13 protein-coding genes and 1 pseudogene are annotated in these 11,470 nt (G+C 64.7%); 8 read left to right on the top strand and 6 right to left on the bottom strand.

Going from position 1 to position 11,470, the window contains the following annotated elements; all coding sequences use genetic code 11:
• The coding region (locus IC66_RS0117010; RefSeq protein ID WP_038948425.1) for an FAD-dependent oxidoreductase at nt 1-587 on the bottom strand (587 nt) is incomplete at its 3' end.
• 137 nt (nt 588-724) lie between these two features.
• Nucleotides 725-3,412 carry a sensor domain-containing protein gene (locus IC66_RS0117005; RefSeq protein ID WP_038948424.1) on the bottom strand — a complete coding sequence of 896 codons (2,688 nt, stop codon included), beginning with the start codon at nt 3,410-3,412 and terminating at the stop codon, nt 725-727.
• Between the two features lie 202 nt (nt 3,413-3,614).
• Here IC66_RS0117005 and IC66_RS0117000 point away from each other — a divergent pair, with 202 nt between their 5' ends.
• Nucleotides 3,615-4,718, top strand: a complete 1,104-nt coding sequence (locus IC66_RS0117000; RefSeq protein ID WP_038948423.1) for an NAD(P)/FAD-dependent oxidoreductase — start codon at nt 3,615-3,617, stop codon at nt 4,716-4,718.
• 175 nt (nt 4,719-4,893) lie between these two features.
• On the opposite strand, the gene IC66_RS0116995 is transcribed toward IC66_RS0117000, so the two are convergent.
• Nucleotides 4,894-5,073, bottom strand: a complete 180-nt coding sequence (locus tag IC66_RS0116995) for a YdcH family protein (RefSeq protein ID WP_026201910.1) — start codon at nt 5,071-5,073, stop codon at nt 4,894-4,896.
• Between the two features lie 329 nt (nt 5,074-5,402).
• Here IC66_RS0116995 and IC66_RS0116990 point away from each other — a divergent pair, with 329 nt between their 5' ends.
• From IC66_RS0116990 to IC66_RS0116980, 3 genes are all read left to right on the top strand, one after another.
• Nucleotides 5,403-5,609, top strand: a complete 207-nt coding sequence (locus tag IC66_RS0116990) for a YdcH family protein (protein WP_008546179.1) — start codon at nt 5,403-5,405, stop codon at nt 5,607-5,609.
• Nucleotides 5,610-5,731: 122 nt separating this feature from the next.
• Nucleotides 5,732-5,950, top strand: a complete 219-nt coding sequence (locus IC66_RS0116985; RefSeq protein ID WP_028140284.1) for a hypothetical protein — start codon at nt 5,732-5,734, stop codon at nt 5,948-5,950.
• A 23-nt stretch (nt 5,951-5,973) separates the two neighbouring features.
• The gene (locus IC66_RS0116980; RefSeq protein ID WP_028140285.1) at nt 5,974-6,225 is read left to right on the top strand and encodes a hypothetical protein; all 252 of its coding nucleotides are present in this window, start codon (nt 5,974-5,976) and stop codon (nt 6,223-6,225) included.
• Here IC66_RS0116980 and IC66_RS0116975 read toward each other — a convergent pair.
• Complete coding sequence (locus IC66_RS0116975; RefSeq protein ID WP_038948422.1) at nt 6,222-6,947, bottom strand: GGDEF domain-containing protein; 726 nt, start codon at nt 6,945-6,947, stop codon at nt 6,222-6,224. The genes IC66_RS0116980 and IC66_RS0116975 overlap by 4 nt on opposite strands.
• A 141-nt stretch (nt 6,948-7,088) precedes the next feature.
• On the opposite strand from IC66_RS0116975, the gene purE reads away from it, so the two are divergent.
• On the top strand, nt 7,089-7,577 hold the full coding sequence (gene purE / locus IC66_RS0116970; protein ID WP_038948420.1) for a 5-(carboxyamino)imidazole ribonucleotide mutase: 489 nt from the start codon (nt 7,089-7,091) through the stop codon (nt 7,575-7,577).
• A complete protein-coding gene (locus IC66_RS0116965; protein ID WP_038948419.1) occupies nt 7,574-8,680 on the top strand; it encodes a 5-(carboxyamino)imidazole ribonucleotide synthase in 1,107 nt (368 codons plus the stop codon). Before purE ends, IC66_RS0116965 begins: the two co-directional genes overlap by 4 nt.
• Before the next feature lie 45 nt (nt 8,681-8,725).
• Here IC66_RS0116965 and aqpZ read toward each other — a convergent pair whose 3' ends face one another.
• A complete protein-coding gene (gene aqpZ / locus IC66_RS0116960; protein ID WP_028140288.1) occupies nt 8,726-9,448 on the bottom strand; it encodes an aquaporin Z in 723 nt (240 codons plus the stop codon).
• A 261-nt stretch (nt 9,449-9,709) separates the two neighbouring features.
• On the opposite strand from aqpZ, the gene rpsU reads away from it, so the two are divergent.
• Together rpsU and IC66_RS0116950 are read left to right on the top strand one after the other, a co-directional pair.
• Nucleotides 9,710-10,009: a 30S ribosomal protein S21 gene (gene rpsU / locus IC66_RS0116955; RefSeq protein WP_028140289.1), complete on the top strand. Its 300-nt coding sequence runs from the start codon at nt 9,710-9,712 to the stop codon at nt 10,007-10,009.
• A 270-nt stretch (nt 10,010-10,279) separates the two neighbouring features.
• The gene (locus IC66_RS0116950; protein WP_038948418.1) at nt 10,280-10,930 is read left to right on the top strand and encodes a tetratricopeptide repeat protein; all 651 of its coding nucleotides are present in this window, start codon (nt 10,280-10,282) and stop codon (nt 10,928-10,930) included.
• A gap of 16 nt (nt 10,931-10,946) precedes the next feature.
• Here IC66_RS0116950 and IC66_RS0116945 read toward each other — a convergent pair.
• Nucleotides 10,947-11,470 (bottom strand): annotated as a pseudogene (locus IC66_RS0116945) (hypothetical protein); the annotation flags it as partial.

Below are 11,470 nucleotides of genomic sequence, written 5' to 3'. Positions count from 1 at the left end.
GTGCGGCGGTGGCCGCGATCGACCACCGCGAGCCGCCAAATGTCGGTTCTGTCCGCACGGACGCAACGCGCACCAGTCCGGATCGCCGCCCCATGCTCAGCGGCATCCAGCGCCGTCAGCACCACCAGGCGAGAGTCATCGACGACGCAGTCCGAATATTCGAACGCCGTACCGAACGGGCGCTTCAGCGCGTTGCCGACCGGATGATGCGTGATGTCGAGAGTGGCCGAGGGCGGCAGGCCGCCCCGGTTCGTGAGACCGTCATAGACATACAGGCCGGCACGCAGCAGCCATGGCGGCCGCTCGTCGGAATGCGCGGGGATCACGAAGCGCATCGGCCGGACCAGATGCGGTGCGATCCGGAGCCAGGTCCGGCGCTCGGCCAGGGCCCGGCGCACCCGCCGGAACCCGCGCCGCTCCAGCACCGACAGATCGCCGTGGATCAGCCGCGGTGTTGCCGACGATGCCGCGCTGCCGAGATCGCCCTGCTCGAACAGGATCACCCGCAAGCCGCGGCCTGCCGCATCGCGCGCGAGGCTGACACCGTTCAGGCCGCCGCCGATGATCGCGAGGTCGTAATCCGCCATGAAGCCGTCGAATGGAAGCAAAGCGCCCCATCATCACTAGAGCCATTTCCGTTCCGATGAAATCGGAACGGGGTCTCTAGGTTCTTATTCTGACGGTTTTTCTTGACGCGAACCGGCGTCCACTTCGCTCGAACGCTCTAGCCGGTCTTGAGCGCAAGCTCCATGACTTCAGCGCGGCCGACGAGCCCGGCATATTTCCCGATCGGCAGGGGCCTGCCGAGCAGATAGCCCTGCACGCCGTCACAGCCCTCCTTGGCGAGGAAGGCGAGTTGCTCGACCGTCTCGACGCCCTCGGCGATGATCGACATTTCGAGGCCGTGGCCGAGATCGATCACCGCGCGCACGATCGCAGCCGATTGCGGATTGCGGCCGAGATTGGTGATGAAGGCCCGGTCGATCTTGATCTTGTCGAACGGGAACGCCTGGAGATAGCTCAGCGAGGAGTAACCGCTGCCGAAATCGTCCATGGAGATGCGCACGCCGAGCGCCTTCAGGCGGCGCAGCAGCGCGAGGCCCCGGTCGAAGTCCTCGATCAACACGCCCTCGGTGATCTCCAGCTCGAGCCGGCCGGGTGCAAGGCCGGTCTCGAGCAGGATCGAATGGACGAGGCCAACCACGTCGCCGTGCATGAACTGCGCCGGGGACAGATTGACCGCGACCTGGAGCGGCTTCGGCCAGGACGCCGCCTCGCGGCAGGCCTCGCGCAGGATCCACTCGCCCATCTCGACGATCAGACCGCTCTCCTCGGCGATTGGGATGAATTCGGCCGGCGAGACCTGGCCGCGTACCGGATGCTGCCAGCGCGCCAGCGCCTCGAAGCCGATGATCTCGCTCTCGGCAACGCTGTGGCCGGCGGCGCCCTGGGGCTGGAAGGCAAGCGAGAGCTCGCCGTTCTTGATGGCCACCGACAGGTCCTGGTGCAGCACGCGGCGGTCGCGGATCTGCTGGTCCATCTCGGGCTGGAAGAGGCTGATCGTGCCGCGCGACTTCTGCTTGGCGCGGAACAGCGCCGCACCGGCATTGGCGAGCAGCGAGGCGCCGTCAGTGCCATTGTGCGGGAAGATCGACATGCCGGTGGTGACGCCGGCGCGGACCGCCCGGCCGTCGATCTGGAAGTCCTTCGCGACGGCGTCGCCGATCTGCTGCGCCAGCGCAAGACCCGCGTCCGGCTGCTTGCCGTCGATGATCAGTCCGAATTCGTCGCCGGACAGGCGCGCCACCACGCCGCCACGGGCGGAGTCCTGGAGCCGCTTGGCCACCTCGATCAGGAGCTTGTCGCCGAGCGCATGACCGAAGACGTCGTTGACCTCCTTGAGGCCGTCGAGGTCGACGCAGAGGACGGCGAACTCCTCGCCGGTGCCTTCGCAGGCCTCGATCATCTGGGTTAGCGCCTGAAGGAAGGCGGCGCGGTTCGGCAGATCGGTGAGGCCGTCGTGATAGGCCATGTGCGCCATGCGCGACTCGGTCTGCCGGCGGTCGGTGACGTCCTCGTGGGTCTTGATCAGATATTGCGGCTCGCCGGTATCGCCGAGCACGGTGGCGCGGCGGGTCAGGAACAGCCGCAGGCCGTCCTTGGTGGAGATCGGATGCTCCTCGGTGATCATCCCGCGTTTCTTGATCGCGGCCTCGTCGCGCGCGATGATCAGCTTGGCTTCCTTGGGGTTGAAGATGTCGGACGCGGTCAGGCCCGTGGCCTCCTCGCGCCGGCGGTTGAGGATCGTCTCCGCGCTGCGATTGGCGAGCAGATAGCGGCCGTCCTTGACCTGCTCGACGATCAGCGCCACCGGGATGTTGTCGACCACCAGCTCGAGGAACTTCTTGGTGCTCTCCAGCTCCTGCGACAGCGACCGGCGGTCGGTGATGTCCTCGAACACCAGCAGCAGAAACTCGGGCTTGTTGCTCTCGTTGCGGACCACGATCCGAATCGAGGCGACCATGCGCCGCTCGCCGCCGCGGTCGACCTCGAACTCGTTGCGGAACTGGCCGTCCGGGGAGTTGAGCGCCGCCCGGTCGGTCGCCTCGATACTGGCTGCCGAGACCGGCGCAAACAGCTCGCGTGCGTTCTTGCCGACGGCATGATCCCGCGAGAACCCCCAGAACCGCTCATAGGCGCTGTTGGCGAAGATGTAGCAGCCGTCCTCGATGTTCTTCGCGGCCACGCAGGCCGGCACATGGTCCAGCACCGATTCCAGGAATTGCTTGGTGGAAGCGAGCTGTCGCGACAGCTTGCGCTGCTCGCTGACGTCCAGATGCGTCGCCACCGAGCCGCCGTTCGGCAGCACGAAAAACTTCACCAGGATGGCTCGGCCGTCGGGCAGCTCGGTGATCAGGCCGTTGTGGCTTGCCGCCTTCTCGTAGAATTCGTCGTCGGAGATGCCGCCGAGCACCCCGCGCTTGCGCCGGAGCTTAAGAAGCTCATAGCCGTCCATATTGGCCCAGAGTTCCGACCGCGTCAGGCCGTAGATCTCGAGATAGCGGTCGTTGCAGAAGATGATGCGGCGCTGCGCATCCGTCATCACCACGCCCTGATTGAGATTGTTCATGGCGGAGGAGACGAAGGCGTTGCGCCGCAACTGTAGACGCCTGGTCCGGCGCAGCGAGGAATGGATCCACAGCACGATCGCGGCGAGGAAGGCGCAGACGACGATGCCCGCGATCAGGACTTCCCAGACCACGTTGGGATCGAGCTGGCCGAGATAGCTCGGCGCGGCAAAGCTGTCCGACAGCGCAAAGGCGCGCGCGGGCGCAACCGTGCCGGCCAGGCACACAACGGCCTGCACAGCAATCGGAAGCGTGCTGCCCTCGTGCCAGTTCTTCTCAGCCATCAGCCACCCGCGATTTCAACGTCGGATTGTCTGGCTTCACGCGTTTGGATCGGGTAAACGCCTGTACGCGCAACAGAAAAATGTGACGTGAAATACGGCAATTGCCCTGACATGATAAATTCTTCCTTAACGGAAAACGGCCGCGCGGCATTCTCTCCAGGCCTGATGCCACCGGCGCCTCCAGCGGACCTCCTGCACAACCATGGATAAGGTCGATTGCGTCGTCATCGGAGCCGGCGTGGTCGGGCTCGCGGTGGCTCGAAAGCTTGCGCAGGCCGGACGCGAGGTCATCGTGCTCGAGGAGGCCGAGGCGATCGGCACCATCACCTCCTCGCGCAACAGCGAGGTGATCCATGCCGGCATCTACTACCGCGCCGGGAGCTGGATGGCGCGCATGTGCGTCGACGGCAAGCACGCGCTCTACCGCTACTGCGCCGAGCGCGGCATCCCGCACAAGAATTGCGGCAAGCTGATCGTCGCGACCAGCCCGCAGGAGACCGAGAAGCTGCAATCGATCAAGGCGCATGCCGAGGCCAATGGCGTGCTCGACATGCAGCAGCTCACGGGCGAGGCGGCACGCGCGCTGGAGCCGGCGCTGGCCTGCGACGCCGCGCTGCTGTCGCCATCGACGGGCATCATCGACAGCCACGCCTACATGCTCTCGCTGCGCGGCGAAGCCGAGGAAGCCGGCACGGCGTTCGCGTTTCACACGCCGCTGATCCGCGCCAAGGCGGCAAACGGCCTGATCGAGATCGACGCCGGCGGCGAGGCGCCAATGACGCTGCAATGCGCCCTCCTCGTCAACGCCGCGGGGCTCTCGGCGACCAATGTGGCGCGCAACATCGACGGCATGCCGCTGGACCGAATTCCGCGGGCCTATCTCGCCAAGGGAAATTACTTCAGCTGCAATGCCAAGGCGCCGTTCTCGCGCCTGATCTACCCGGTGCCCGAACCCGGCGGGTTGGGAGTGCATCTGACGCTGGACATGGCAGGCCAAGCGCGCTTCGGCCCTGACGTCGAGTGGATCGAGACGATCGACTACGAGGTCGACCCTTCACGCGCCGAGCGGTTCTACCCGGCGATCCGCAAATACTGGCCGACGCTGCCTGACGGCGCGTTGATGCCGAGCTATTCGGGTATCCGGCCGAAGATCGTACCGCCCGCGGTGGCCACGCAGGACTTCCTGATGCAGGGCCCGCGCGATCACGGCGTCGCTGGCCTGATCAATCTGTTCGGCATCGAATCGCCAGGACTGACGTCGTCGCTCGCGATCGCAGATCACGTCGCCGAGCTCGCAGACATCTGAAGCGTTTTCGAGCGACGTGGATATCAGTTCGCGGCAAGACAACGCGTTGCGACAAAAACCAAACACCGCGCAAACTTCTTTGCACGGTTTCTCACCTTTGTTGCAGGGATGAGCGCAAAAGCTCCCACCCCTGCGGGATAGGGGTATGTTCAACTCTACGCTGTTACGGGGGTTACTAGTGGAGCGTGTCGCCGTGCCTCAGACGCTCGATCTGGTCCTTGACCATCAACTTCCGGCGCTTCAACTCAACAATTTGCAGGTCGTCTGTTGAAAGGTGCACGAGAGCTTCGTGCAATTCGTTTTCGAGAAGTTTGTGCTTCCGCTCCAATTCAACGAGATGTGCCTGAATTGTCATTCGAAACCTCCTCGGTAGGGTTGAACCTCAGGATTCGATCCGGACAAGGAAGTGTACATCAGCGATTCGTTCTGTCGATGGGTAACCGTCGCCGCAGCTTCATTTTTGAAAATTCATATGTAACGAAGCGTGAGTAAAGGAACCGCGCGGGAAAAATCCATGATATCAATGCGCTTGCGCAGCGCCGCAGCGATCAGCGGAAATATGTCGCTGGAGATCGGCGAACGATGGTCGCAGATCGCTTGCGATCACGCCGCGCAAGGACGATAATTTCCACAGGGCATCCACAGCCTTAATCCCACGCCTATCGGTTTTCGGCCACCGCAGACATGACCAATGAAGACGAGCGTGAGCTCGAAGCCGAGCTCACCCGGTTGCAGCAGGAACACCGAGATCTCGATGCGGCGATCGATGCACTGCATCAATCGCCCGCCCCCGACCTATTGCGGTTACAGCGCTTGAAGAAGCGCAAGCTGTTGTTACGAGACCGCATCGCGTTCATCGAAGACCAGATCACCCCCGACATCATCGCCTGACCTGCGATCCGGCTTTCCCTCGCGCGGATGAATCCGCTTGACTCCAAAAGAACAAAATAGGAACATTTGAGAACCCCAGCGCCCCTAGAAAACGCCCAGGACAACTGACAAGGACAATGCAGATGTCGACAGCCGCCCTTCTCGACAACAGCCATTATGAACAGGCCTGCGATCAGGCGATCGCGATGTGCGACGGCAATCTGCGCAGCACCATCAAGGCGCTGATCATGGCCAACGAATATCTGGAGGCCGAGCTGGAGGAACTGCAGGCGGCGATTTCCGCCGGCTGCATTCCGGACACCTCGCGCAGCAAGATGCGGAGCAAGAGCAGCGCCGCCTGAACCGTCAGCTATCGGAGTCGATCATGCCCGACGTCACCTACTACGTTGCATTGCCCTTCCTGATCGACGAGGACGGATCGCCGGTGGCGGGTGCTGCCGAGGAATGCCAGACATCGGCTGCCGCCCTGCGTCGTGCGGAAATGCTGGCGCACGGCGCCGGCCATATCGGCGCCGTCGCCTTCAGCCGCAGCGGCGATCCTCTGACCGGCGAGTTTGGCGACGCCAAATTGCTGCGGAAATTCGGTAACGTACCGCCAGATCTCAGCGCGCTTTAGCTGCCGACCAGCCTGACCCCCGGCTCGTGCCGCCGGTGCGCCTTGCGCACATACATGGCGGCATCCGCCTCCTCCAGGGCGCGGCCCGGGTCGGACTGCGCCCCCAGAAGCGCGACACCGGCGGAGGCGCCCGCGGTCACCTCCTGGCCGCGAAAGACAAAGGACAATTCGTCGACCGCCTGCTCGAAGATGGCCGCCTTCGCCTTGGCGTCGGTCTCGCTGAGATTCCAGAGCAGCAGCGCGAACTCGTCGCCTCCGAGCCGGCCGACCACGTCAGAGGCACGGACCTGCCGCGTCAGCGTGGCGGCAATCGCCTTGAGCACCTCGTCGCCGGCGCCATGACCGAACGAATCGTTGATCGGCTTCAACCGATCGACGTCGAGCACGATCAGCGCCCCGCTGGCGCGGTAGCGCTTCATGTAGGCGATGGCGCGCGCGAGCTCGCGCTCGAAGCCGCGCCGGTTGGGGATATCGAGCAGGAAATCGGTGTCGGCCGCAGCTTCCAGTTCCACGACCCGGCGCTGCGCCTCCTTGAGCTTGGTCCGCAAGCCCCGGATCGTCGCCCTGACGGTATCCTTGGCTCCCTCATCGCCCGACGCGCCACGCGTCGGCGGCCTCGCCGAACGCTTGGTCAGCCGTTTTGGGGCGGCTTTGGGTCGGCCGGCACTGGTTTTCCGGCCCTTTTTGGCCTTCGCAGCGCCCGCCCTTTTTGGTTTCTTCATGGGCATCCTGCTCAATGAAGGCTTGCGGGGATTCACCAAGACAGGATAGTGGATTCCCTTCTCCTTGCCACCGCCTTGCGAGCCGCCGGCCGGAACCGTTAATCTGGCCTATCTTTCTGTTTTTCGGGCACAATTAACGTCATGACCGCGCCGATCGCCATCATCATGGGAAGCCAGTCGGACTGGGACACGATGCGGCATGCCGCCGACACGCTTGCCGCGCTCGGCGTCGCCGCCGACACCCGCATCGTCTCGGCCCACCGCACCCCCGACCGTCTCTTCGCTTTCGCCAAGGGCGCCAAGGCCGCGGGTTACAAGGTCATCATCGCCGGCGCCGGTGGCGCTGCGCACCTGCCCGGTATGGCGGCGGCGCTGACCGAACTCCCGGTGTTCGGCGTTCCCGTCGAATCCAAGACGCTCAAGGGCCTCGATTCGCTCTATTCGATCGTCCAGATGCCCGCCGGCATCCCGGTCGGCACCCTCGCCATCGGCAAGGCCGGGGCAACCAACGCCGCACTGCTGGCAGCGGCCGTCCTGGCGTTGTCCGACCCGGCCTTGGCCAATCGCCTCGCCGCCTGGCGCAAGGCGCAGACCGAGGCGGTCGCCGAGCGCCCGGAGGACAAGGCGTGACCGACACCAGGCAGGTGAAGCTGAAGCCCGGTGACACCATCGGAATCCTCGGCGGCGGACAATTGGGCCGGATGCTGGCCATGGCTGCGGCGCGGCTCGGCCTGCGCTGCCAGGTGTTCTCGCCCGATCCGGACTCGCCGGCTTTCGACGTCGTATTGAACGCGACCTGCGCCGAATATGCCGACGTCGAGGCGCTCGAACTGTTCGCCAACGACGTCGACGTCATCACCTACGAATTCGAGAACGTACCATCGGCCGCCGCGATGGTGCTGGACGCGCGCCGACCCGTGCTGCCCAACCGCAAGATTCTCGAGACCACCCAGGACCGGCTCGCCGAAAAGGATTTCGTGACGCGGCTCGGCATCGGCACTGCGGCCTATGCCGACGTCACCTCGGTGTCCTCGCTGCGCGAGGCGATCGCCAGGATCGGCCTTCCGGCCGTGCTCAAGACCCGCCGCTTCGGTTATGACGGCAAGGGCCAGGCCATCATCCGCGAGGGCGACGATATCGCCAAGGTGTGGACCAGCCTCGCGACCAAATCCGCGATCCTGGAAGCCTTCGTGCCATACGAGCGCGAGATCTCCGTGATCGCCGCACGCTCGGTCACAGGCCAGGTCGAGTGTTTCGACGTCACCGAGAACGAGCACCGCGACCATATCCTGAAGATATCGCGCGCGCCGGCGCCGATCCCGGCTGCGCTCGCCGAGGAAGCACGCAGCATCGCCGGCAAGATCGCAAGCGCGCTCGACTATGTCGGCGTGCTCGCTGTCGAGATGTTCGTGCTCGCCAACGGCACCGGCCCGAAGGTGCTGGTCAATGAGATCGCCCCGCGCGTGCACAATTCCGGGCACTGGACGCTCGACGGCACGTCGGTCTCGCAGTTCGAGCAGCACATCCGCGCCATCGCCGGCTGGCCGCTCGGCAAGCCCGTGCGCCACGGCGAAGTCGTCACCATGACCAATCTGATCGGCGACGAGATCAACGATTACGAGAAGTGGCTGAGCGTGCCCGGCGCGACCGTGCACATCTACGGCAAGGGTGCGCCGCGTCCCGGCCGAAAGATGGGCCACGTCACCGAAGTCAGGCCGACGAAAGGCAAGTGAGGGGACCGCAGCAATCGCTGCGATCCCGCTTCGCTCGAAAACGCTTTAGGCCGTCTTCGCGCCTGCGACGACGCCCGTGGGCTCCTCGCTGAGCCAGCGATAGATCACCCCGCCCAGCGCACCGCCGATCAGCGGTGCGACCCAGAACAGCCAGAGCTGCGCGATCGCCCAGCCGCCGACGAACAGCGCAGGACCCGTGCTGCGCGCCGGGTTCACCGAGGTGTTGGTGACGGGGATGCTGACGAGATGGATCATCACCAGCGCGAGCCCGATCGCGAGCGGCGCGAAGCCCGCGGGCGCGCGGCCATGGGTCGCGCCCATGATGATGAACAGGAACATCATGGTCATCACCACCTCGGTGAGGAAGCACACGATCATGCTGTACTGGCCGGGCGAATGCGCATCATAGCCGTTGGATGCGAAGCCCTTGCTGACATCGAATCCGGGAGCTCCGCTCGCGATGACGTAGAGGAGCCAGGCGGCCACGATCGCGCCGGCCACCTGCGCGATCACATAGGGCAGGATCTGGCCGGCCGGAAAACGCCCGCCGGCGGCAAGACCGACCGTGACGGCCGGGTTGAGATGGCAGCCGGAGATATGGCCGATCGCATAGGCCATGGTGACCACGCTCAGTCCGAATGCGAGGGAGACACCGACCAGACCGATTCCGACCTGCGGGAAGCCGGCAGCGATCACCGCGCTTCCGCAGCCTGCGAATGTGAGCCAGAAGGTGCCGATGGCTTCAGCGGCGTATTTCTTGATATCCATGTGTCGTCCCCTGCTTTCAAAGATTCCGGAACAAGCTCCGGAAACGGCCCCATCCCTGGCGTCGAATCGCCCAAATCAGGGCCGCACAGAGGTATTTTCGCCTCATTTAATGGCTGAACTTGGCCCGAAAGCCCGCTTGTCCGGTGGACATCCCGGGATTTGTCTGATACATCCGCGCCCTCAAGGTTAAGGGCTTGCGCGTTTTCGCCATCCCCTTCGTCTTACCAGAATTCAAATCCGATCCACTGAAGAGGATGCCGCGTGCAGGTTCTCGTTCGCGATAACAATGTCGACCAAGCCCTCAAGGCGCTGAAGAAGAAGATGCAGCGCGAGGGAATTTTCCGCGAGATGAAGCTCCGCGGTCATTACGAGAAGCCCTCCGAGAAGAAGGCCCGCGAAAAGGCCGAAGCTGTGCGCCGTGCGCGCAAGCTGGCCCGCAAGAAGCTGCAGCGCGAAGGCCTGCTGCCGATGAAGCCGAAGCCGGTGTTCGGCGCCGGTCCCGGCGGTGATCGCGGCGGTCGTGGCCCGGGTGCAGGTGCTGGTCCGCGCGGACCGCGCTGATTTACCGAATTTTGCAAGATTTCAGTTTCGATAACGCGGGCCTCTGGCCCGCGTTATTGTTTGTGCGCGGGGCCTTTTCCGGGTCGGCACCACGGATGCGGCACGCAAGCGCGATGAGATTTGGATTGAACGTCGTCGCGCTTTAGTTTGTTGTTTGAGCAATCTCTACGCAAACGCATCGCGCGTTTGTCGCGAGGAAAAACCGCTGCATACTTTTCGCCAACGCGGCCCTTCGGGTCCGGATCATGCTCTAGCGCGAGCGAACCGTAGATGGCCTCCCCCCTCCCCCAGCACGGCTTGACGTGGCTACGCCGGATCTCGCAGCCGCCGTTCGCGCTGGCGCTCATGGGGATAGCGTTGTGCGGCTGCTCGTTCGATCTGGGATCGCTGATGCCGGAGAAGGACAAGCCGCAGGAGGCGCCCAAGGCCGCCGCGCCCGCCGAGAGCGCGGTGAGCGCCGCCAACGTCACCGAGGCTCAGGCCCACACCGCAAAAGCCCAATCCCTGGCCAAGTCAGGCGAGGTCGCGGCGGCGCTCAACGAGTTCAATCGCGCGGTCGGGCTCGATCCCTACAATGCGCAGGCGCTGTATGGCCGTGCCCTGATCTACCAGAGCAACAATCAGCACGACTTCGCGATCGCAGATTTCAGCGCTGCGAGCGGGCTCAATCCCCAGAAGGTCGAGCCGCTGCTCGGCCGCGCCACCAGCTATCTCGCGCTCGGCAAGGTCAAGGAGGCCACGGCCGATCTGGATGAGGCCTCAGAGGCCGATCCGCACAACGCGCAGGTCTGGACCGCGCGGGGACAGGCCTATGAGCGGCTGGGCGACAGGGCCAAGGCGGCGGCGTCCTACACCAGGGCTGTATCGCTTCGTCCACGCGACGACGCCGCGCGCAGCGGCCTGGCCCGCGTCGGCGGCTGACGGTTCTGGCACCGTCTCAATCGGGGGTGGCGCTCTTCGGCAGAACCGAGTGGAACATCGACTTCATGCCCGACAGCATCTCGTCGGCGACATTGGTCTTCTTGGGCCGCGGCATGGAGCCGCCGGCGTCGGCGCGCAGATCGAGCGGTGGCGCGATCACCGGCACGGGAATGTCAGCCGGCGGCGTCATCCGATTCGGATCATCGCTACCGACCGAGGCCGTATAGGACGGATTGGCCGGCGAGGAGCCATCCTTGCCATAGGCCTCTGGTGAGGGCGTCGATACCGTGATCGGCGGCGGCAGCGGACGGACCGTAGCCGGCTCCATGCTGATGACCCGCGGGGCCTCGGGCGTGCGAGCGGCTTCCCGCACGGCAGGCTCGGTCGGCTTCTCGGCTGACCTGGTCTCGGACGGCCTAACCTCGGCAGCAGGCTTGGTCTCGGCGGACTTGCCTTCATACGACTTGCCCTCAAGAGACTTGCCCTCAGGAGACTTGCCCTCAGGAGATTTGCGCAGCCGCTCGATCGCGGCACGCACGA

This window comes from Bradyrhizobium genomosp. III (genome assembly GCF_000261705.1).
In the GTDB taxonomy this organism is placed as follows: domain Bacteria; phylum Pseudomonadota; class Alphaproteobacteria; order Rhizobiales; family Xanthobacteraceae; genus Bradyrhizobium; species Bradyrhizobium ottawaense.
The sequence above is the reverse complement of the archived record's forward strand: the minus strand, read 5'-3'. Positions and strand labels throughout refer to the sequence as shown.